This is a genomic window from Mesorhizobium sp. M0659 (genome assembly GCF_040320605.1).
Classification (GTDB): Bacteria; Pseudomonadota; Alphaproteobacteria; order Rhizobiales; family Rhizobiaceae; genus Mesorhizobium.
Genome location: NZ_JAMYPY010000007.1, coordinates 53824 through 73749 on the forward strand (window position 1 = coordinate 53824; position 19926 = coordinate 73749).

25 protein-coding genes and 1 tRNA gene are annotated in these 19926 nt (G+C 59.1%); 16 read left to right on the forward strand and 10 right to left on the reverse strand.

The features are described from left to right. The first annotated feature begins 40 nt into the window (after positions 1-40). The 5 genes from NKI31_RS13340 (at position 41) to NKI31_RS13360 (ending at position 4815) form a co-directional block, all read left to right on the forward strand. Positions 41-1075, forward strand: a complete 1035-nt coding sequence (locus NKI31_RS13340; protein ID WP_352651808.1) for an extracellular solute-binding protein — start codon at positions 41-43, stop codon at positions 1073-1075. 101 nt (positions 1076-1176) lie between these two features. Next, positions 1177-2604 carry an amidase gene (locus tag NKI31_RS13345; protein WP_352651809.1) on the forward strand — a complete coding sequence of 476 codons (1428 nt, stop codon included), beginning with the start codon at positions 1177-1179 and terminating at the stop codon, positions 2602-2604. Positions 2605-2673: 69 nt separating this feature from the next. After that, complete coding sequence (locus tag NKI31_RS13350; protein ID WP_023681477.1) at positions 2674-3363, forward strand: TetR/AcrR family transcriptional regulator; 690 nt, start codon at positions 2674-2676, stop codon at positions 3361-3363. Positions 3364-3601: 238 nt separating this feature from the next. Further along, the gene (locus NKI31_RS13355) at positions 3602-4060 is read left to right on the forward strand and encodes a DUF2569 family protein (RefSeq protein WP_352651810.1); all 459 of its coding nucleotides are present in this window, start codon (positions 3602-3604) and stop codon (positions 4058-4060) included. A gap of 518 nt (positions 4061-4578) precedes the next feature. Continuing rightward, a complete protein-coding gene (locus NKI31_RS13360) occupies positions 4579-4815 on the forward strand; it encodes a hypothetical protein (RefSeq protein WP_352651811.1) in 237 nt (78 codons plus the stop codon). A gap of 60 nt (positions 4816-4875) precedes the next feature. Here NKI31_RS13360 and NKI31_RS13365 read toward each other — a convergent pair whose 3' ends face one another. From NKI31_RS13365 to NKI31_RS13385, 5 genes are all read right to left on the reverse strand, one after another. Further along, entirely contained in the window at positions 4876-5277 is a 402-nt protein-coding gene (locus tag NKI31_RS13365; protein WP_352651812.1) for a hypothetical protein, read from the reverse strand. Between the two features lie 50 nt (positions 5278-5327). Beyond that, positions 5328-5771, reverse strand: coding sequence for a hypothetical protein (locus tag NKI31_RS13370; RefSeq protein WP_352651813.1), 444 nt, complete (start codon positions 5769-5771; stop codon positions 5328-5330). Between the two features lie 473 nt (positions 5772-6244). After that, a complete protein-coding gene (locus NKI31_RS13375; protein WP_352651814.1) occupies positions 6245-6676 on the reverse strand; it encodes a hypothetical protein in 432 nt (143 codons plus the stop codon). Further along, on the reverse strand, positions 6666-6872 hold the full coding sequence (locus tag NKI31_RS13380; RefSeq protein WP_352651815.1) for a hypothetical protein: 207 nt from the start codon (positions 6870-6872) through the stop codon (positions 6666-6668). The genes NKI31_RS13375 and NKI31_RS13380 overlap by 11 nt, the downstream gene beginning before the upstream one ends. A 167-nt stretch (positions 6873-7039) precedes the next feature. Further along, positions 7040-7768: a hypothetical protein gene (locus NKI31_RS13385; RefSeq protein ID WP_352651816.1), complete on the reverse strand. Its 729-nt coding sequence runs from the start codon at positions 7766-7768 to the stop codon at positions 7040-7042. On the opposite strand from NKI31_RS13385, the gene NKI31_RS13390 reads away from it, so the two are divergent. Continuing rightward, entirely contained in the window at positions 7754-7999 is a 246-nt protein-coding gene (locus tag NKI31_RS13390) for a hypothetical protein (RefSeq protein WP_352651817.1), read from the forward strand. The genes NKI31_RS13385 and NKI31_RS13390 overlap by 15 nt on opposite strands. A 133-nt stretch (positions 8000-8132) precedes the next feature. On the opposite strand, the gene NKI31_RS13395 is transcribed toward NKI31_RS13390, so the two are convergent. Both NKI31_RS13395 and NKI31_RS13400 read right to left on the reverse strand, forming a co-directional pair. Next, entirely contained in the window at positions 8133-8690 is a 558-nt protein-coding gene (locus NKI31_RS13395; RefSeq protein ID WP_352651818.1) for a hypothetical protein, read from the reverse strand. Beyond that, entirely contained in the window at positions 8683-9366 is a 684-nt protein-coding gene (locus tag NKI31_RS13400; protein ID WP_352651926.1) for a recombinase family protein, read from the reverse strand. The genes NKI31_RS13395 and NKI31_RS13400 overlap by 8 nt, the downstream gene beginning before the upstream one ends. Before the next feature lie 416 nt (positions 9367-9782). Between NKI31_RS13400 and NKI31_RS13405 the strand changes: the two genes are divergently transcribed. The 4 genes from NKI31_RS13405 to NKI31_RS13425 all read left to right on the forward strand — a co-directional run bounded on the left by NKI31_RS13405 (position 9783) and on the right by NKI31_RS13425 (position 12098). Then, positions 9783-9992, forward strand: coding sequence for a hypothetical protein (locus NKI31_RS13405; protein WP_352651819.1), 210 nt, complete (start codon positions 9783-9785; stop codon positions 9990-9992). Positions 9993-10919: 927 nt separating this feature from the next. Continuing rightward, positions 10920-11327, forward strand: a complete 408-nt coding sequence (locus tag NKI31_RS13415) for a response regulator (RefSeq protein WP_352651821.1) — start codon at positions 10920-10922, stop codon at positions 11325-11327. Beyond that, positions 11320-11679, forward strand: coding sequence for a response regulator (locus tag NKI31_RS13420; RefSeq protein ID WP_352651822.1), 360 nt, complete (start codon positions 11320-11322; stop codon positions 11677-11679). Before NKI31_RS13415 ends, NKI31_RS13420 begins: the two co-directional genes overlap by 8 nt. Positions 11680-11831: 152 nt before the next feature. After that, positions 11832-12098 (forward strand): hypothetical protein, encoded by a 267-nt coding sequence (locus NKI31_RS13425; RefSeq protein WP_352651823.1) that lies wholly within the window; start codon positions 11832-11834, stop codon positions 12096-12098. Positions 12099-12269: 171 nt separating this feature from the next. On the opposite strand, the gene NKI31_RS13430 is transcribed toward NKI31_RS13425, so the two are convergent. Then, positions 12270-12467 carry a hypothetical protein gene (locus NKI31_RS13430; protein WP_352651824.1) on the reverse strand — a complete coding sequence of 66 codons (198 nt, stop codon included), beginning with the start codon at positions 12465-12467 and terminating at the stop codon, positions 12270-12272. A gap of 265 nt (positions 12468-12732) precedes the next feature. Here NKI31_RS13430 and NKI31_RS13435 point away from each other — a divergent pair, with 265 nt between their 5' ends. The 3 genes from NKI31_RS13435 to NKI31_RS13445 are packed head-to-tail and all read left to right on the forward strand — an operon-like array spanning position 12733 to position 17044. Continuing rightward, positions 12733-13731: an AAA family ATPase gene (locus NKI31_RS13435; protein ID WP_352651825.1), complete on the forward strand. Its 999-nt coding sequence runs from the start codon at positions 12733-12735 to the stop codon at positions 13729-13731. A gap of 22 nt (positions 13732-13753) precedes the next feature. After that, complete coding sequence (locus NKI31_RS13440; protein WP_352651826.1) at positions 13754-16345, forward strand: S8 family peptidase; 2592 nt, start codon at positions 13754-13756, stop codon at positions 16343-16345. Positions 16346-16363: 18 nt separating this feature from the next. Continuing rightward, the gene (locus NKI31_RS13445) at positions 16364-17044 is read left to right on the forward strand and encodes a hypothetical protein (protein ID WP_352651827.1); all 681 of its coding nucleotides are present in this window, start codon (positions 16364-16366) and stop codon (positions 17042-17044) included. A 69-nt stretch (positions 17045-17113) separates the two neighbouring features. Here NKI31_RS13445 and NKI31_RS13450 read toward each other — a convergent pair whose 3' ends face one another. Both NKI31_RS13450 and NKI31_RS13455 read right to left on the reverse strand, forming a co-directional pair. Continuing rightward, positions 17114-18520 carry a tyrosine-type recombinase/integrase gene (locus NKI31_RS13450; RefSeq protein ID WP_352651828.1) on the reverse strand — a complete coding sequence of 469 codons (1407 nt, stop codon included), beginning with the start codon at positions 18518-18520 and terminating at the stop codon, positions 17114-17116. A gap of 99 nt (positions 18521-18619) precedes the next feature. Continuing rightward, positions 18620-18695, reverse strand: a tRNA-Thr gene (locus NKI31_RS13455). Between the two features lie 157 nt (positions 18696-18852). Here NKI31_RS13455 and NKI31_RS13460 point away from each other — a divergent pair. The 3 genes from NKI31_RS13460 to NKI31_RS13470 all read left to right on the forward strand — a co-directional run bounded on the left by NKI31_RS13460 (position 18853) and on the right by NKI31_RS13470 (position 19871). After that, entirely contained in the window at positions 18853-19020 is a 168-nt protein-coding gene (locus NKI31_RS13460) for a hypothetical protein (protein WP_023695307.1), read from the forward strand. Between the two features lie 127 nt (positions 19021-19147). After that, the gene (locus NKI31_RS13465) at positions 19148-19360 is read left to right on the forward strand and encodes a hypothetical protein (RefSeq protein ID WP_023741376.1); all 213 of its coding nucleotides are present in this window, start codon (positions 19148-19150) and stop codon (positions 19358-19360) included. A gap of 202 nt (positions 19361-19562) precedes the next feature. Further along, positions 19563-19871 (forward strand): BA14K family protein, encoded by a 309-nt coding sequence (locus NKI31_RS13470; protein ID WP_023667455.1) that lies wholly within the window; start codon positions 19563-19565, stop codon positions 19869-19871. The last annotated feature ends 55 nt before the right edge of the window (positions 19872-19926 follow it).

Consider the following 19926-nt stretch of genomic DNA (forward strand, 5'->3'; position numbering starts at 1 on the left):
AGGCGCAATCCCGCCAGTCCCAACAATGGGAGACATAAGCATGCAGTTGAAATTGACCGCCACGGCGCTCGGCCTGTCGCTGCTGGCGATGACCGGCATTGCCCACGCCGAAGGCGAACTCCAGATCTACAATTGGGGCAACTATACCAGCCCGGACCTGATCAAGAAGTTCGAGGAGACCTACAAGGTCAAGGTTACCGTCACCGACTACGACTCCAACGATACGGCTCTGGCCAAGGTCCGCCAGGGCGCTTCCGGCTATGACATCGTCGTTCCATCGGCCAGCGTGATGCCGATCTGGATCAGCGAAGGCCTGCTCTTGGAAACCGATCCCAACAAGATGGAGAACTTTAGAAACGTCGATCCGAGATGGGTCGACGTGCCGTTCGATCCCGGCCGCAAATACTCCGTGCCGTGGCAATGGGGCACGACCGGAATCTCGGTCAACAAATCGATATATGCGGGCGATCCGAACACCTCGGCGATTTTCCTCGATCCGCCGCCGGAACTCGTCGGCAAGATCAATGTCGTGCCCGAAATGGGGGACATCATGTTCCTCGCCATTGCCTATGAGGGCGGTAAGTACTGCACCGACGACAAGGTGCTCTTGAAGAAGGTGCATGACAAGCTCATCGAGGCGAAAGCGAAATGGCTGTCGCTCGACTATGCGGCCGTCGACGGTCTCGGCAGGGGCGACATTGCCGCCGGCGTCAACTGGAACGGCATATCGCTGCGCGAGCGGCTGGAGAACGACAAGATCGTCTACGGCTATCCCAAGGAGGGCTTTCCAATCTGGATGGACAATGTCGCGGTGCTCATGGATGCCAAGAACGTCGAGAACGCCAAGCTCTTCCAGAATTTCATCATGGACCCCAGGAATGCAGCGATGATCTCGGCCTTCGCGCACTACGCCAACGGCATCAAGGGCTCCGAGCCCTTCCTGCCGGCCGATATGAAGGGCGCGCCCGAAGTGGATGTTCCGGCCGAATTTGCCGACAAGGGCCAATTCATGCCGGCCTGTCCCGCAGACGTCCAGGCGCTCTACACCAGGATCTGGACCGATCTGCAGAAATAGCGGGCCCGCCAGCCGAAGCTGACCACCAAACATCGGGCCGCGGATCGCGGCCCTGCCATCGCCAATGCCAGATGCCGTAAAGCCGCCGCGGGAGATTTTCGATGTCCGATCTCGACCTTTGCTACATGCCGGCCAGCGAGGTGTTGCGGCTGTTCAAGGCGAAGAAACTGTCGCCTGTGGAACTGATGCAGGCCACCATCCGCCGCGCCGAGGCGACCAAGGCGACGATCAATTGCCTTACCTTCACGCATTTCGACGAGGCGATGGCTCTCGCCAGAAAAGCCGAAGCGAAATACGCCAGGGGCGCCAGGACCGGCGCACTCGAGGGCCTGCCGATCGGCATCAAGGATGAGAGCTACATCAAGGGCAAGCCGACCTCGCATGGCTCGCTGCTGTCCGGGGACGCGCTTGGCGGCCATACCTCGACGATGAACGAGCGTGTCATGAAGGCCGGCGGCATCGTCCACGCCCGCACGGCGACGCCCGAATTCAGCTGCGCCGGTTATACCTGGTCGAAGCGCTGGGGCGTCACGCGCAACCCCTGGAACCCGGATTTCACGCCGGGCGGTTCGTCGGGAGGTTCGGCGGCAACGCTGGCCTCCGGCACGTCGTCGATCGCAACCGGCTCGGACATAGCGGGCTCAATCCGCATCCCTGCCTCGGCCTGCGGCCTGGTCGGCTTCAAGCCGCCTTACGGCCGCAATCCCGATGAGCCGCCGTTCAATCTCGATTTCTACTGCCACACCGGGCCCTTGGCCCGAAACGTCGGGGATGCGATCCTGCTGCAGAACGTCATGGCCGGGCCGAGCCCGCTCGACATCGCCACGCTGCGCCCGAAACTGCGCCTGCCGCTCGACTACAAGCCGATCAAGGGTTGGAAGATCGCATTCTCCATGGATCTCGGGTCCTTCGAGGTGGATGCGGACGTGCGCAAGAACACGCTCGCTGCCTGCGATGTGTTCCGCTCGCTCGGCGCCACCGTCGAGGAGGTGGACCTCGGCTGGGGCGACGAGGTGCTCAAGGCCGGCATGGCCTATCTCGAACATCTCTTCGGCGCCTCGCTGTCGCCGCTGCTCGCCAAGCAGGGCAAGGACATGACCAGCTATGCCAGGCAGTTTGCGCAGGACGGCCAGAAGTCGAAGGCCACGGACTTTGTCGCAACTTTGGACGTGGCGGCCAGGATGTACCAGACGCTGGGGCCGTTGCTGGAAAAATACGATGTGCTGATCTGCCCGACCAATGCGCTTCCCGCAGTGCCGGCGGAATTCGATCAGACCAAAGGCAAGGTCGAGATCAATGGACGAGAGGTGAACCCGTCGCTGGGCTGGGTGATGACGACGCCGTTCAACATGCTGAGCCGCTGCCCGGTTCTGTCGATCCCGTCGGGCCGCGCCGCCAAGGGCGTGCCGACAGGCATCCAGATTGTCGGCCGCACCTATAGCGACGCTGACGTGTTCCGGGCGGGTATGGCCTATGAGACGGCTCGTGGTCAGTGGTACACGAATGCCGGGACACGCCCGACGCTGTGAGTCCGCAGGGCGCCGGCATGCCAAGGCAGCGGCGGGATGTTTCGGCCGCCGGGGAAAGGACTGACGACAATGGCGCAACGCATAGCCACTCCGGATGCGGGAAAAAGCAAGGCGGCCAAGGGTGCGGCGAACGACGCCGCGCCCAAGGACCGCCGGCGCGAGCGCGGCGAAGCGAGCGTCCAGCGCATCATCGACGCCACCATCGAGCTCATCGCGGAGGAGGGGCTGGCCAGCGTCACCATGCAGCGCATTGCCGGGCATGTCGGCTCGTCCAACGCACTGGTGGTCTTTCATTTTCGCAGCAAGGAGAACCTGTTCCGGGCCGTCCTGCAATATCTCAGCGACCAATATGACGCGCTGTGGCTGACGCTGGTGCGGGCGCCCGGCCTGTCGCCGGTCGAGCGGGTCTTGGGCGCGGTCGATTGCGCGCAACGCTTTGCCCGCCAGCATCCGAATTGGGTGTCGGTCTTCGTCGTGTTCTCCAGCGACCGCAAGAGCATGCAGCTCTACAACGAGATAGGCCTGCCCAGCGATCTCGCCTACACGGCCGAAGCGCGCGAACTGCTGATCGAGATTTCGCGCAGCGGCGGTTACACCGGCGTCGACATAGACACGCTGTCGGAGAGCCTGAATTATCTGGTTCACGGCGCCTGGTATTGGGACCATCTCAACCCGTCCAGCCGCGACACCGACGTGCTGCGCAAGACCATGCTGCTCCTGCTGCACCAGGCCTTTCCGCGGCATTTTGACTTGGGGTGAGATGCGGCCATTGCGAGCGACGACAGCGTCCTCTGCAAACCTAACCCGAAAATCTCTACGATGCCTTGATCTCTGTAAAAACGCTTGCACAATCCAGAGGTGGCGAGCTAAACAACCCAGGGATGCATTCGAGGGTGGGTAAATGTGGCATTGGGCGATACTTCTGTTGCTGATTGGCGTGCCGGTTTTCTTCGCCGTCCGGTCGTCGCGCAAATCCTCATAGAGCCCAGATGACCTCGTGGGGTTCGGCGGCTGGCTGATCCTGCTGGCGATCAGCCTGTCCCTTTCGCCGTTGCGCACACTTGTCGATATGGCCAGTCTGGTCAAAACCTACCAACAGCTTGTTACAGTGCCCAACGGGGCCTTGGCCATCTATGGCGAGGCAGCCCTCAATCTGGCATTTCTGGTGCTTCAGCTGGTCGTGCTTGTTTCGATGCTGCGGCGAAGCCACCGCTTCCCGCAGCTGTTCATATGTCTGTGGTTTGCGATCCCTCTCTTGTTCATACTGGACGCAGTTTGGATATCGACTGTGCTTGGTGTCCCGGTAAACCGTTTGCTTGCCGGAGGGGCTCTGGTTACACCTTTGGCATCCTTCATAGTCACAGGGATCTGGGCCGCCTATGTATACAGATCGGTCAGGGTGAGAAACACGTTCGGTGGCAGTACGGCAGCCACTCAGGCTGCGACGTTTTCTTAGAAGGTCGCAGGATCAACGGTTGCGAGTTAGCCTGATGCCGCTGCTGCCAGCTGCCCCGAATTGAACTATCGGTCGAGCTTCGAAGGATGGCCCGCCATCCGAAGCTCGAAGAGCGAAGGATGGTGCCCCCGGACGGCGCTAAAGGCCAAATCCTACCTGAGGCGTTCCACCCGAAGTTCCGAAAAAAATCAAGGGGATAGAAGGGGTTCTTCCCCCGAAGCGGTGAAGCTCGGTGTACCTCTGTGTGCCCGAGCGGTGTACCTCCTGTCAAGGTGGGCAGGGGGCCACAATCTTCTCATGCTGTGGACAAAAGACGCGTCTCATAAAGGGGTTCTCACGACAACGTTAAGCCCGCCGCATGTCCTCAACGTACCAAGCGGAAGGCCCTGCCACGGGTCATCGTCGAGCAACTTACCGCCTCGCCATAGGTATCGCGAGCCAACGCTACGGGTCGATCTCTTGCCCTCGTTTTCAACTTCCAGCATGCTGCGCAAAACCGGGAGGTAGGAATGCGGTCTATGTTCATAGCCGCGCTCGGCTTGGCGCTTGTCGGGTGCAACAACACGACGTCATCAGGGCATTGGCGTGAGGTTCAGGCCACAACAAAAGACAGCCGTCTTGAGAGGGCGAAGGCAATTTGCAAAGGTCGCGCAGGTGAAACGCAGGTGATGGCGGGACGGCTCTGGATTGCCGGGGCGATGGCAGCGAACAGCACCTTCAAAGCCTGCATGGCGGAACAGGGGTTCGTGCAATGAAAGGCCCCGCCCCGACACACCTCTTGGGGCGATGCATCGGGACGGGAAGGTCATTGTGGATTAGAGCCCGTGCGTCTTTCGCGCCGCTGCTATGGCTTGCGCATGTCCATGGAAGACGTGCCATTCGCCCTTGGCTGCAGCCCTGCGAAGCGCCGGGTAATCAGCCTCGTCGACATGCTCGAAGTACGTCGCCAGCGTCAGCCCATGCTGCCGAAGGACATTGCGGTCCAAATGCTGAGAGAAAGCAGTCTCGACCACAGCCGCTTCCACCGGGTCGATCCCGTATGCTTCGCCGGTAAGAATTTCTCCGGTCTCCACGTAGGCATCCACGATGAACTGCTGCTGCGGTTCGCTGTGGGTGTCCCGAAACCGATCAAGGCTCTGGTCGGCCATGCGAACAAACTCGGCATGTTGCTTCTCTTCCTTCGCATCGTCGATCACTTCCTCGTCCTGGGCGTCCACGGCAGGCAACTCAGGGGCCGAAGCCCCCTCGTCACTCTCGGCCTCCGTGGTCAGGTGAAAGACTTCGGTGCCGCGTATCCACGGCAAGCCAGTCCGTCGACCACAGCCTTGTTGAACTCGGCCTGGGTGATCTGCCCCACCTCGCACATGTCCTTGGCCTGCTGGAATGAGACCTCGATACCGCCGAGAACCCTGACCGTGGTCTTCTCGATCTCAGCCATCGGCGGGATAACGCCCACGTCCTGAGACCGGATCGCCCCTTGCGTCTTCACGCCCATGCGCTGGGCGGCAAGCTGCTGGTTGAACTTGGACATCGAGAGTTCGACAGCGCGGTCAATCTCTTCCTGCTTGGCCCGTTCTGACGCCTCGGCAGCAACGGCGTGTTGCTTGGCCGTATCAGCCTCTGCCTGTGCAGCTTGAGCCCGTATCATCGCCTGAGCCAGCGGCGTATTGTCGGTCTGGTATTTGTTGGGGTTGTCGTCGTAATTGGTCATGTGTTCGTTCCTTCTGGTCGTCATTGGCCACCCCGGCGCGTCATTGCTCCGGGCGTGGGTAGGTTCGGTGGTGTTGGTGGTGGTGGCGGCGTTATGCCCGACGTGTGAACCCGTAGGTGTCCAGTGCGACAGAGCCCTCAGGACGCGCCGTAGGAGCGGCTGGGGTTGGTGGTCGGGAAAGATCGCCGCTGCCTCGGGCGGCCCCTCCGCGCGCCGCTGTGTAGCTGGGCCGCACCGCAACCTCGGCAACACGTCTCGCGACTGCCGCAGCATCTAAAGCCGGATAGCCATAAACCTCAAAGCACCGCTCGGCTGCCGTGTTGAAGCTCTGTGTCCATTCGATGCCGATCCACGGCAATCTCCGGTCAAGCTGCGAAACCGTCTCCCAGTCGTCGGCCCCAATCCATTCAGCCAAGGCAAGGGCCGCCTCCCGCGCCGGATAGGTCGCGACCCAGTCCTGCCGCCTGATCTCGTCAAGGGTCAAAACGGGCATTCCGGTCGTTGCGCCACCGTAGCGGCCCGTGCTTCACGATCAGCGGCAGGTGATCTTGGAAGGTCTCACCATGCTCGCTGTGCGCTGTCGATGCCTCCAGCATGTCCAGCACCGTGGACCGCTGAAGATCGCGCGACGGGTGCCGCTCGGGCAGCCCGTTCAGCCAGTCCAGAACGTCTTGACTGACATGCCGGACAAGGCCAGCCTTCATCGCACCATTGCCGACAAGGCGCTTCAGTTCGCCGTTCAGCATCGACCGGCTGGTGATGTAGGCGCGGTCGGCCCATACGCCGGTTGACTGGAGGCCAGGCCTCCGGGTCCGCTTCATCTCGACCGTCTGGACGATCCATTCACGATCCGTCTCGACAACGCGGATTGTCGGGGTGATCTGGTGGACGTTCTCAGCGGACACTGGCAGAGCCCTGCGCGGCATATACGGTCTTCCGCCACTCGGCGAAGAGCTTCCGCACTTCCCGCTTATCCGCGTTGATGGTGTCGCGGTGGCGCTGATAGGTCTCCCGGTACATCTCGCGGTTTCGCTCCGGGTTCTCGCTGCGCCACTTGCGCTTGTATTCTCGCCATTTACGGCGTGTTGCTTCGTCTTGCATTCTGATGTTCCTTTCTTTCCTGTTGCCAGCATCGTGCTGCCCGCCCATGTGCGGGAGTGGTCACGAAACTGGAGCTGTTTCCAATTAAAAAAGCCCAATGAAACCAATCATCGGGCGTCTGTTTGTCGTCGATTTCTCGCAATAGTGCAGGGATTTCCCAGCGAGCGTTAGGCGAACGGGTCTGGCATCTTGCTCGTCAGCATCGCGGAGACATCCTTCAATGCTTTCTCCAGCAATTCCTCGGCCTTGCGGAGGCTCATCTCCTGATCCAAGGTATTTGCGATGTTGACCACTAGTGTGATTGCCCGTTCCAACTTACGGTTATTCTGGGCTTCCCTGACCTCGTCTGGATCGTATTCAGGATCGGTGTTGTCGTTCCACTCGTCGCCGTAGCCCGTCCTCTCGGTCAGCGCCCGCCACGTCGGATAGGAGACCTCCTTGACCCATTTCCAGAACGTCTTGATGTCGATGCCGTCATTGTCGAGGCACATCTGGGTGACGGACTTCAGTTCGCCATTGGCCCGCCCGCCGCGTGGCCCCGGATGCCGATGCAGATTGGCCCTGATGTAGCGCCGCAACTGCTCTTTGCGTTCCTTGGGCTTCAGCCGCTTGCCGTGCTGGCCGTTTGCCTTGCCCGCCTGCCATTCCCGGTAGGCTTGACCTCGATCTGGAAACACGATGGCACCTATGGCCAGCTTCCCGGCCCGCCTTGCCGCCTCCACACGATGGAAGCCGCTGACGAGATGGAATACATCCTTGCCGCCAAGCCTGCCGCGCACGCGGTCGACCTCGATCAAGTCCTTGAAGCCGTAGGTCATGGCTTCGATTGGCTGCCCGTCACTGTCAAGGATGATGCCGTCGACCTCGGAAAGACCGTCGTCATGGGCCTGCAGCACGCCGACGAGGGTTCGCACGTGGGCTTCATCGAGTTTGTCCCTGATCTGCGTCCCTTCCGCGTCAACGAGAATGTCCCTGAGCGCGACAATCTCGGTCACGCCCTGGGCATCGCGCGGCTGGCTGCCTGCCGTCTTTGCGGGCGGCTTTACCACGACGTTCATATCGGCGGCTGTTGCTCCTCGTGTGTCAGTTCCAAGTCGGATGTCATGGTGATCGTTCCTTATCGTTGATCGGATGGATTGCTGCCACCCTGCGCCACTCAGTCCAAAAGGGAGGACAGATAGAGGCAGGCACGGCAACAAAGATTAGGGCCGCTGATTGGGGTGTTTTTCTGGGACATGGTGGCGCTTATCCCACCAAGTATCACTCCCAGTGATCGTCGGACATCTCGAAATTATCCGTAAATACACTCTGAAGCCTCATCGAGGGCTCCATTTTGGTCAACTTCTGCGACTGCTCAGTGACTGCTTTGTTTCGGTTGTCGTTTGCTTCAGATTGTCTTATTGCGGCATCCTGCTTCTTGTCATTGTACCGCTGAATTGACGCCTCCTCCATGCGCCGAAAGCGGTCCTCGACCTTCCGTTCCTCGGCTTTGCTGCGAGCGCCCGCGCCGGACGCTATCGCCGCATCAACTGATGCCTTTACATCCTTCATCGGATGGCCCGCCTTCATCCGCCCGCAAATCTCATCCTTGAGGGTATTGTAGAGGCTCCAGTTGCATTTCTTGGCGCGGATTTGCCCACGCATCCAGTGCAGCAACGCCTTCATGGTTTGCTCGCGTCTGACGGCTCGGCTGCCGCCCGTCGCCTTGAATTTGTCGAGCTGGAGGATTTCCTCGAAGCTCTTGCCGTCGTCTTGCCACCCGCATTGGTATTGGCCGTTGCGCCAGCCCTTTCCTTTGATTGTTCTCGGCTTAGACATTCGTCTGCATTCTCTCCAATGTTCTCGAAACCTGTTTGGCCGTCCACACTCCGCCACGTGGTGTCGCTATGCCGGCCTTCTGCAACGCTCCGGCGATCTCTCTCAGCGTCTGCTTGGCGTCCCTGAGTGGCCTGATGAAGTCGATCACGCGCGCCGCATCGGCATGGGCCACGGCCTTGAGCCCCGCGATCCTGTTGTCGAGCGCGAACGTCCCGTCCTTCCGTACCCTTCGCCCGCCAAGCCTCTTGCCGTTCGCCTTGGCCGAAGCCAGTGCATCCTTGGTCCGCTTGCTGATGAAATCGCGCTCCTGCTCGGCCAGCGCCGCATAGATGTGCAACTGGAACTTGTCCGCATGTGGCATCGAGGCAACCCGGAGCTTCACCTTCTTGTCGTCCATCAGGCTGGCGATGAACGAGACCTTGCGGCTCAGCCTGTCGAGCTTAGCCACAAGCAATTCCGCGCCGGTCTTCCTGACGAGATCAAGCGCCTTGGCCAGTTCTGGCCTGCCATCATCCTTGCCGGTCTGGACCTCTTCAAACTCCCCGACTATGGCGAAGGGAACTTCCGAGTAGTTTTCCAGAAACAGCTTGATATCGCGTTTCTGCGCATCCATTCCAAGACCTGAGTGCCCTTGGTCTGCCGTCGACACCCGGCGATAGGACACATACTTGTTCATCATCTGCCCCTCTCCGCTCGTTCTGATTTGCCAATGGTAAGGGGTCTGTGTCTAACTGTCAACGGACGTTGTGCTTGACACAGTCTACACTTGCCAGCCAACGCCGAGCAACTGCTGCCGAAGACCGATCAAGCGCCTAGCAGCGCCCGTAGTCGGGCATCATATCGGACAGCTGCGTCGTCTTGGCATTGCATGCGGAGTACGGCGAGGGCGGCGCATCTTGCAACCATGTCAAGGCGCGCTTGCGCTAGCTAGCCACGAAGACGCCCTGCGCGCCTTTCCCATCCACATGGACAATCACCAACAGAATGCGACGCCCTCAAGGCACCCCAGGGGGGGCGGCGCGCGTGCCTCTTATCCGATCACCCGCTCAGAAATTTGTACCAAATATTCCCGACCCACATTAGATGTCCCTAATGGCAACTCTCCGGTACGACGTAAGGCGGGAACACGACGGGACGTTGACGGTGTTCGACGTGTTCACCGGGAAGCCGGCTATTGTAGCGGGCCACCCATCTGTCGACCTTCCCGACACGGAGTACGCCAAGGAGCTGGCGGACATCCTGAATGCCAACGACCTCAAGCAGAGGCTGTCCCACGGGAGGTTCCCAGGAGGGTTCGCCTGATGGCCCTCTCATGGTTCTCCCCAGCAGTCCCCATCAGGGAACGCCCAGGTCTCCGCCATAACGTCACCTCGGTCGAGGCAGCCGCAGAGTTGCTCCTGAAGTTCACCAAGAAGGGCGCTGCATGGCGACGTGCGGTCGAGGCTTGCGTGGCCTTCGGGGAGCATAGGGCTTCAGCTCAACAGGTCCGTAGGCTCTTTCGGCTGGCTGCCAAGGAGGAGGGGGTCCTACTGACAGAGATCACCGACAAGTGAGTATCTATTCACATCCGTTCCGCCCCGCCAAGCGCTACGTTCAGTCGGTCCTGACAGTAGCAAAACAGCCAACGGGGAGAACTGCACTTGGCAGCTTGGATGGGCGGTCAAGAGTTAAGGCGCATCGCGACGCCGAGCCGTTCGTGATACCGATATGCTGAGGCATCTCTCGACTGCATCCTGACTGAGGCAAGAGCGTCGCGCGCATGAACCATCTCAAGCCGAGCTAGCGCGAGTTGCTCGCGTAGCGTCCATGCGAGGGAAAGCGTGGCTATTAACGCATCATCTTTCATTAGCTCACCCTCATGCACGAAAGAACGAGCGTAAAGGTTTCGCTTTGAGAGGCGTTCCGTTGCCTCTTTGTCGCACCGTGCGGGCATAGCAGTTAGCCATTCGTCCGCGCTCGTACTGCAATTCGCGCTCGTACCACTGCCGAAAGAGAGAGGAGTAGGGGGATGGGCGCGCGTGCCTGTCATCGGATCACCTGCTCACGGTTTTGTACCAACACCCCGGCCTTCTCCGATATGGAACCTTTATGTCCTCGCGGCGTTCGGTGAGCGTTGTGGGTGTATGCAAACAGGGCGCAGTGGCAAGCGAACCAGCAGAAACAATATGGACGGGGTCTCTCGCGGGAGACGAAGGTCGGGCCGATGGGCGGCACGCCGGGATTGTCCTCTTGGTTGAGGACGAAATCTTCATCCGCATGGACGTAGGTGATCAACTACGGGAGGCCGGTTGGACCGTTTATGAACTGGGTACGGCGGATGACGCCATAGAGTTCCTTCAGAGCCCGATACACATCGACTTGGTGCTAACCGACGTCCAGATGCCCGGCAGGCTAGATGGCCTTGCTTTGGCGGCTTTTGTCCGACGCGAGCGTCCGACCGTCAAGGTAGCTGTCATGTCAGGCAATTACCTGCCGAAGCAACAAGATCAGCACCTGTTCGACTGCTTCTTCTCCAAGCCTGCGCTTATGGTCGCCCCAGAATTGCAGGCATTGATGCGTGGAACCGTGCCGGCCGCTGACCGTTCTCCGTCCAATGGAAGCCCCGAACCAACAGAGCCAAACGGTCCTCGTGGTTGACGGCGACGTCATCACCCGATCCGTCATCTCGGACTATCTCCGCCACTGTGGCTACAGGGTCATTGAGGCCCATGATGCCCGTGAGGCGCAACAAGCGTTGGACCATGCGGAGTTCGCTGTCGACACGATCTTGTGTGACGTTGACCTGCCGGGCAGCATGAACGGGTTCCAACTGTCGAAATGGGTTCGCGAGAACAAGCCCGAGGTCAAGATAGTGCTTTCTGCCGCAGTAGAACGAACTGCGAGCGCGGCGGGCGACCTTTGTCAGCAAGGCCCGCACCTTGCGAAGCCATACGAGCCGGCCAACGTGGTCGACCACATCAGGCGGCTTAAGCGCGGATCGGAGAGGTAAGGGCTCCAACTCAGGTCGCCAATAGGCTACCCGAAGTGATTGGCGGCCCAAAGCTCAAAACACAGCTTTTTTGTCGAACGGAGAACTAACATATGTAATTTTCAATGAAGCAGTCGAGCGCTAGATTGCTGCGTTTCCAAGTGTGAGGGGCGATGGATCAAGCAGTCTTCCGGCCAGCATCTACGGCCAAGCAGTTGGTGGATGCGGTGATCCGTCCGATCCTAGTTGGTAGCATCGTCTCAGTCCGAGACACCGTTGCCGCAGTTCGCAAAGCTGATCCCGATCTGCAAATGACCGACTGCGAGTTGGTGGAGACCATCATGGACCAAGCCACGCTCCACGGTCAGTTCGTGCTGTTCGATCTCAGAGAAGAGAGCCCTGATGCCCCCCGGCTATTTCCACTCTCCGGTCACAATTAAGACCGCTCAAAACAGAACCAATGCGGTGCCTGTTTTGGCTTCGCGAAACCCCAGCCGGCATCCTTGCCGCAGTCAGGACGCTCGCAACAATGATGCTGGATGCCGGAGGCTGTGACGTGTTCGGGGCTGGGAAGCCTGATTTCGTCGCTCACGTCCGTCATCATCCCAACATTACCGGGTATCGTCATAGCTGACGGTCGCCACCCCCGGATGCCGGTGGGCGATGGCGAGTATCTGGGTCTCAAGCTCACAGTTGTAGGCCATGAGCGCTTTCACGGTCTCAAGCGGGCTCTCGTATCGAGCGATCAGCTTCACTGCTTCCGAATGCAGTTCGGCTTTGGCTTCCGCGTCCAAATGCAAGATGCTCACCCTCGTTCCTCTCTGCGGGGCGCGGTCCCGAGCGCGCGTCAGGGCATTCGGGTAACGCGGCTTGCCGAGATAAAGACGGTGCGCCGGGCGATATTGAGCGATGAGAAGTGGTTGCGGCTAAAGACGGACCTTCGTGAGCTTGGAACGGTCGCGTTGATCCGGAGGGAAATGGCTTGGAAATTTGGACTCTGCTATAGCTTCGGGACTCAGAACATGCACTGAGTGCCGCCATTCTTCCTTGAACATCGATTGCGGAGGTGCGCTGATGTCGACAAAGCAATTCATTGCACTTCTCAGCTCACATGTGGCTGGCGATGAAGATCAATTCATGTCTATTGCGCTTCAGGTGGCTGCCCAAGAAGCGCGGGGCGGCAACTCAGCCGATGCGGAGAAGTTGAAGAGACTGGTCCAACGGATGCGTGAGCGGGGAACTACTCCGCCTAAGGGGCAATCTGTGATCCCCCTTGCGCGCCCTCGGGGGGAACTCCAGGATCTTGTTCAAAGCTCTTATCCGAAGGCTGGTCTCGATAGCATGGTACTGGCCGACGGCGTGCGAGCTCGGCTTGATCGGGTCGTGAGACAGCAATCGGAACGCGGTCTGTTGCGCAACCATGGACAGGTGCCTGCAACCCATCTCTTACTTGTTGGCCCTCCCGGCACTGGCAAGACGATGACGGCTTCCGCCCTTGCTGGCGAACTGCGCCTCCCGCTCTTCATGGTACGGCTCGACTCACTCTTCAGCCGCTTCTTCGGCGAAACGGCGGGCAAGCTTCGGCTCCTCTTCGACCAAGTTGCGAAGACCCGGGCGGTTTATCTGCTCGATGAATTTGACGCTATGGGCTCCAGTCGAGGAGACACCAATGACGTGGGCGAAGTGCGGCGGGTGCTCAATTCGGTCCTAACCTTCATGGAAGAGCCGAATGCGACAGACAGCCTTGTTGTGGCGGCAACCAATCACCCAGAAATCTTGGACAAGGCGCTTGCAAGGCGGTTCGACGAAATCGTTGAGTATGACGTGCCCGACAGACAAGCGGCGCGAGCAATTCTGACTCGCCGACTTGGACGCCTCAAGATGACAGCCAAAGGTTGGACAGAAGTAGCGGGCGCAACTGAGGGACTAAGCCAAGGCGAATTGGTCCGTGCTGCTGACACCGTTGTTAAGGATGCGATCTTGGGAGGGGTCGCAACTCTTTCAGTGTCAGCCCTTCGTGCCGCACTTGATGACCGTATTGCATTTAGGGGGCGACTAAACGCACATCGCTAGCGGTTCCTGGGGGGCAGTTTGAATGGCAGGAGAGGGTGAGAATTTTTCCGCTCACGAGTTGCAGCACTTACGAATTGATCCATTCCGAGTGCAAGCGCAGTATGAGTTTCCCAACAAGCCGCAAAACCGTGAACCGCGCCGTGAGGATTACCACGCTCACGCGCAGGTTTTAATTGGACACCTCACTGCCGCGCTTGGTGCTATTCCTACTCCCGGCGAGGATACACGATTGTCCATCGTCGGGCAGGGGCGAGGCACGATTGTCGAACTCGACACGATGGTTCCCGCCAGCGAACTCAGGGGGCCATCCAAAACACCCGCGCTTGATTACCCAGCTCAAGACATTGTGGTACTTCGCTCCACACGACAGGATGACAGGACCGAAAGGGCTGTCCTTTTTGTTCCGGACAACGCGCGCAACTTCCTTCTCGGTCGCATCGAGAACTATGGCGCGGAGAATTTGGGCAACAAGAAACGCCCTGATGTCCCGAAGTTCGAGCCGATCGAAGTTGTACGAGCTGCAGATGCGCGAACGCTCTTTGGCGGCCAAGTCGATTTCCAAGCGAAGGAGGCGGGCTGGTGGGAACTGTGGGTAAGGGAGCAGTCAACAGCGAAGCCCGGCCCTCGCACCATTGATGTAATCGTTGCTGCTCAAAATGCCGACCTTGCGGTTCACAATGAAAGGCTGAAGTTCCCTGATTCCGAGGTCGTGTTCGTTCACGGTTCGCCCGCTACTGTGGTGGCGTTTCTTGCGCGCATTCCCGGCGCTGTTTGGGAAGTGCGCAAGGCCGAGGGGAGCATCGAGCCATTCCTAGAATTAAGTGGCGATGGTTTCGGGCAACATGATTGGGTCAAGGAGCTTGTCGGCCGCATTCAAGGCCCCTCAAACGATGCTCCCGCCGTTTGCGTCATTGACACAGGGGTCGCTGCTGCACATCCGCTGATCGCGCCCGGCATTGCTGGAGCGTGGACCATCGACGACCAGTGGGGCGCGGATGACCATCACCCACATGGGGGACACGGAACACCCATGGCCGGAATGGTGCTCTACGGGGACCTAGTTTGGCGTATGAACGACAATGAACCTGTGGTCTTGAGCCACAATGTCGAGTCGGTGAAATTTCTGCCGCCAAAGGGCTTTCCAGCTAATCGACCCTCGGCCTACGGAATCGTAACTCAATCCGCGATTGCCATAGCTGAAATCGAACGCCCGAATGTTGCGCGAAGCTTCTGCATCGCATCATCAACTGATGAATTCCCCCCCGACTCCCCTTCGTCATGGAGCGGAGCGCTAGATCAAATCAGCGCTGGGTCGATGCCAGGCGAAGCTAATGATGAAATTGCAGCCAAAGACCGTTCCAAGCGTCTTCTATTGGTGGCAGGCGGAAACGTAATCGGGGGCCCCCGGCTTCAAGTCGAGCAGCATCATACCATAGAGGACCCAGCCCAGAGTTGGAATGCGCTGACGGTTGGAGGAATCACCGCGAAAGGCAAATGGCTGAAGAATCTGATGCCCCTTGCGGAGGTGAACGATAAAAGTCCGTTCAGCACCGGCTCCCAGAGCCTCGCCGGCGACCTTACACCGATCAAGCCTGAGGTGCTCTTTGAAGCTGGGAACATGATGGTCAACGCCGCAGATGACTGTGATTGGCATCCGGCAGTTTCTCTACTTTCCACGGGTTCTAACGTTGGCGAAGAGCCCTTGGTGCCATTTTGGGCGACCAGTGCCGCAACTGCGATGGCCGGCAATTTCGTGGGGCAGCTCAAGGGCGCCGTGCCCGGATTGTGGCCCGAAACGTATCGCGCTTTGGTGGTCCAATCAGCTGAGTGGCCAGCACCGATACGGCGAAGGCTCATCGGAAAGGGCTCCCACTGGAAGGGTATTAGCAAAGGCGCGGTGCAACTTCTTCTCCGCGAGGTAGGGTTCGGCGTGCCAAATCTTGGACGAGCCGTCGCTTCGGCGAGGAACGATGTCACTCTGCTCGCTCAGGCTGAGATTCAACCGTTCACGCTAGGAGCAGGCGGCAGCGCAGTCTTCAACGAGATGCATTTCTATGAGTTGCCGTGGCCTCGCAAGGCGCTGCAAGCGCTTGAGAGCGCGGTGGTTGTGATGAAGGTCACGCTTTCTTACTTCGTAGAGCCGAACCTATCAGGGCGAGCTGCAACTCGACCGGAGACCTATCGATCCTACGGGCTTCGGTTCGAATTGAAAAAGCGGCTTGAGACGCACGAAGAGTTTCGACAGCGCCTTAGCACCCCGGAAACGGACGCGGATAATGAAGCTCATGAGAAGCCGGTCGAAGCCGATAAAGCCCCTGTCGAGCCTAGTCGTTGGCTCCTAGGGCCAAAGTCCGTTCAGGCTGGTTCTCTTCACTGCGATCTGTGGCGCGGGTATGCTGTCGATCTCGCCAGCCATGATCACATAGCAATCTTCCCAGTTGGTGGATGGTGGAAATCGCACCTCGGCCAGAAGCGGGGCAAAGATAAGGCCCGATACTCCCTCGCGGTTTCCATTACTGCCGAGGGGAAAGAGGTCGACCTCCATGCGGAGATTCACGCCGAGGTACAGGCACATGTCGACGCTGGTCAGATTGTCATCGCAGCATTGGGGTAATCGGCTTGGGGGCGTGGGATGTCGAAAAAAAGAAATGTTCGGACGGAGTTGGAGAAGATTCCGTTGGAGTTGAAAGCCCTTGATTCGTTTGAGGGAACTAGTGAAGAAAAGGATAGAGAAACTCAGCGTCTGATGAGGAGGTTAAAAAGAGCGGTCTTTGAGACAGAGTCTTATGTAAAGGTGCTTGAAGGCAAAAAGAGGGAGTTGCTTGATGGATTTATGAAGTCTAATGAAACTCTGATGAGCCGAGGTCCGCATGGCGTCGTCCTTGCTTACACGCAAATTGTCGACAACGAGTTGACTAGGGTTATCCAGAGCCGCATGCCATCGCTGGATAAGCATACAAAGGAGACTTTGTTTAGCGGTACGGGGGGGCTCGCGACGTTCAGCGCCAGGATCTATGTCGCCAAAGCGTTAGCGCTCATTGAGCCTAAGTTGGCGGCGGAACTCCATAAGCTGCGCAAATTTCGGAACATGTTTGCGCACTCTGATAGGGTGCTGACGTTCGACGACGAACAAGTCGCAACCATGGTTGAGAAGTTTGATGGCGTAATGGCTGACATCCGCGCCCTTGGACCGAAAGCGATGTTCTCCGGTACAATAGCCGTGCTCCTTACGGCACTACGGGAAGGACCATCCGCTGCCGAGCAGAAGATGGAGGCTGGGGTTGTCCAGCTTCCCGACTCGGCTATCGGCTAAGGCTTTCGTAGAAGGCGATGAGGCGCTTTGCCGCAGTCGGTCTTCTCGCGCTCCGATTTCTGATGCCGACTAATCGGGGGACACAGGGCCGAGGGCCTTCAGCATCGCCTCGGTCGCCACCTTAAGCCGCGCCTCTTCGCCCCCATAGTTGTCCGCAGAGCCGCCACCCGAGTGACCCATGATGGACCGCTTGAGCTTCTCAGGGACCCAAGCAATGACCAGCAAATCCTCCATGCAGTGGCGCAATGAGTGGGTAGTCACCTTCCTGTCCGTTACGGCGGCTCTGACGTGCTTTCCAAGCGCCGCCGAGGCTTTGTCGCCGCCTCCCTCATGACCGTAACGGGCGAATAGCATCTTGCTCTCATCTGCCGTTTCGACGGCCTGCTTGGCAGCTGCCAAGGCGTCCCCAATGAGGGGGACCTTTCGGCGAGAGACTTCGGTCTTGACCCGGCGCTCATCATGCCACTCGACGTCGATGTGCGGGTACTGGGCATCGAGCATTACGTCGCTGACACGAAGCCCGGTGATCTCGGATAGACGGCAGCCCGTGCCCTCAAGCAGCCGCCAAATCTGTTGGAGGTCAGGGGCGGCGCGGTCAAGCACGCGCTCCCGAGTTGCCACCAATTGCTCGGGGGTGAAGGGGAGCCTCTTTCGTTTGTCGGGTTCGCGTCCGCTGTCGGCAACATCTAGCTTCTCAAATTGGTTCCTTGTGCCAGTTAGGTCGAACTCGCGAATGCCATGGGCAACGATGGCGCGCACGACATTGAGGTATCGGTCCACGGTCGCAGCAGTCGGGATTTCCTTCAGCATGGCGTCAGCGACTTTTCTGGCATCGGCGCGCTTCATGTCCGCCAATACCGGATCATAACCCAAGGCCGATTTGACATGTCCCACGACGCGGTCGGCCTGTTGCTCGTCCCGCTTCTTCGATTTCTCCGAAGGATTGGTCTTGGTGAACCGGACCTTCAGGTAGAGCCGTTTGGCATCCTCTAGGGTGGGCGAGGGACCGACGGGCTTATTTGAGGAGGTCAGTAGCGTGAGCAGCGCCCGGTCCTCGTCAGAGACGCCAATGGGGTGGTCGGTCTCTTCGTGCCTTGGATAACCTTTGACGATATCCTCAGCGACGACTTCGCGAGCATTCCATTCGGCCACCTCATCAGGATCATCAGGATCGCCGCTGCCGGCGCGATATGGGTTGAAGCCAAGGTCCCGAAGTCGCTTTGTCGCTTGATCGAACAGTTCACGCGCTGTGAGCTTCGCAGCCGGCGCCCTCACTCCATGCAATTCGTCCCATGCTTTGGCGAAGATTTGCTCTGCCTCGGCGTGGGTGGCGTCATACTGCTTGCGCACCTCGGCGTCGGTTCTTCCGAGGCGAAGCACCATCTCAGTCTTGCCGAGAATGCCTTGAAGTGCCTTGGGCACCTTCCTTCGATAGACCTTCCTGTTGCCGCGCGGCTGGACGTGTTCCAGTGCCATTTTCATCCTCGGTGTACCCCTCGGTGTACCTTTTGGTGTACCTCTGGGAACGTTGAAACCCTTGAGTTCCTTGATTTCTGGGGATTGTCGGGTGGAAACTGGTGCCCCCGGACGGAATCGAACCGCCGACCTTCGGTTTACAAAACCGCTGCTCTACCAGCTGAGCTACAAGGGCACGGCGCTCCGGTTAGCATATTTCGTGCGCCAGTAAAGACAAAACTCCGTTTCGATCGCTAATGGACCCCGCCGAGGTGGGCGGGCCGCCATGCTGAAAACCGCCAATGCGATCCCTACATATCTCTCAGGTGCAAACGCATCGAACGGGGTGTCGCATGATCAGACTTGTCATCATCCTGCCGCTTGTCGTCATTGCCTGGCTGCTTGCGGTAAAGCTCATCAGGGACGTGAAGAGCGCCAATGTCGACTGGACCGGCATCGCCGCCATCGTCGGTTTTATCGCGATGGCGTTTTGGCTGCGGCATGTGACTGGGATGGGGTGAATGGTGAATGGGCAAACGCCTTTCGGACCATTGACTACTCACTACTCGCTCAAAACCTCGAACCTTTCACCACGTCACCGCGACTGATCTCCAGAGGCGAATGGTCGCCTCGATCAAGGAGATCATCATGTTGAAGCGCAGTCTTACTTCGGGCCTGGTCGCCATCTTCGTCGCCACCGGCGCGCTCGCCGGTACCGTGCAGTCGTCCTCCGCTCACAGCCATCATCACCACCATCATCACAAGCACCACGACAAGCCCTGGTGGTGGTGGAACCATCACCACAAGCACCATCACCACAAGCATCATCATCACCACGGCAAGGTGATCATCTTCCTTTGAGCGAGACGACCTGCCTCGCGGAAGGGCGGCTTCGGCCGCCCTTTTTTGCGTTGAGCGCTCGATCGATCAGATCTTGGTTTCCATCGGCTGATTTCCGGCCTTCAAGAAAATCCCAAATTCTTTCGAACCTTTTTCCGCGCCGAAACGACAGATGATCAAGAGGCGGATGGATCGCCTCTCGCAACGAAACAAGGAGATCGTCATGTTCACGCGCAAAATCGCTTCTGCCCTCATCGCCAGCACCGTCGCCGCCACCTCGCTGGTCGGCACCGTCCAGCCGTCGGCCGCCCACAGCCATCACCACAACCGCGAAATCGGCATCGGCATCGCCGCCGGCGTCGGCGGCTTCGTGCTCGGCAGCCTGCTCAACCAGCAGCCCCGCACCGTCTATGTCGACGACGAGGGTGGCTCCTGGCACGTCCGCCGCTGCGCCAACCGCTACGCCAGTTACGATCCGTACTCCGACACCTATGTCGGCTATGACGGCTACCGCCACTATTGCCGCCTTTAGGAGGAGGCACCCCCACACGGAAAGGAGGGGCTGTACGCAGCCCCTCCTTCCTGAT

Coding starts and splice junctions, on each gene's coding strand:
- NKI31_RS13440 (WP_352651826.1), top strand. CDS start 13,754: ATGGCAGGAGAGGGTGAGAATTTTTCCGCTCACGAGTTGCAGCACTTA.
- NKI31_RS13350 (WP_023681477.1), top strand. CDS start 2,674: ATGGCGCAACGCATAGCCACTCCGGATGCGGGAAAAAGCAAGGCGGCC.
- NKI31_RS13425 (WP_352651823.1), top strand. CDS start 11,832: ATGGATCAAGCAGTCTTCCGGCCAGCATCTACGGCCAAGCAGTTGGTG.
- NKI31_RS13470 (WP_023667455.1), top strand. CDS start 19,563: ATGTTCACGCGCAAAATCGCTTCTGCCCTCATCGCCAGCACCGTCGCC.
- NKI31_RS13370 (WP_352651813.1), bottom strand. CDS start 5,771: ATGACCAATTACGACGACAACCCCAACAAATACCAGACCGACAATACG.
- NKI31_RS13450 (WP_352651828.1), bottom strand. CDS start 18,520: ATGGCACTGGAACACGTCCAGCCGCGCGGCAACAGGAAGGTCTATCGA.
- NKI31_RS13405 (WP_352651819.1), top strand. CDS start 9,783: ATGGCAACTCTCCGGTACGACGTAAGGCGGGAACACGACGGGACGTTG.
- NKI31_RS13460 (WP_023695307.1), top strand. CDS start 18,853: ATGATCAGACTTGTCATCATCCTGCCGCTTGTCGTCATTGCCTGGCTG.
- NKI31_RS13340 (WP_352651808.1), top strand. CDS start 41: ATGCAGTTGAAATTGACCGCCACGGCGCTCGGCCTGTCGCTGCTGGCG.
- NKI31_RS13400 (WP_352651926.1), bottom strand. CDS start 9,366: ATGAACAAGTATGTGTCCTATCGCCGGGTGTCGACGGCAGACCAAGGG.
- NKI31_RS13390 (WP_352651817.1), top strand. CDS start 7,754: ATGGGCCTGCAGCACGCCGACGAGGGTTCGCACGTGGGCTTCATCGAG.
- NKI31_RS13380 (WP_352651815.1), bottom strand. CDS start 6,872: ATGCAAGACGAAGCAACACGCCGTAAATGGCGAGAATACAAGCGCAAG.
- NKI31_RS13465 (WP_023741376.1), top strand. CDS start 19,148: ATGTTGAAGCGCAGTCTTACTTCGGGCCTGGTCGCCATCTTCGTCGCC.
- NKI31_RS13395 (WP_352651818.1), bottom strand. CDS start 8,690: ATGTCTAAGCCGAGAACAATCAAAGGAAAGGGCTGGCGCAACGGCCAA.
- NKI31_RS13445 (WP_352651827.1), top strand. CDS start 16,364: ATGTCGAAAAAAAGAAATGTTCGGACGGAGTTGGAGAAGATTCCGTTG.
- NKI31_RS13360 (WP_352651811.1), top strand. CDS start 4,579: ATGTTCATAGCCGCGCTCGGCTTGGCGCTTGTCGGGTGCAACAACACG.
- NKI31_RS13435 (WP_352651825.1), top strand. CDS start 12,733: ATGTCGACAAAGCAATTCATTGCACTTCTCAGCTCACATGTGGCTGGC.
- NKI31_RS13345 (WP_352651809.1), top strand. CDS start 1,177: ATGTCCGATCTCGACCTTTGCTACATGCCGGCCAGCGAGGTGTTGCGG.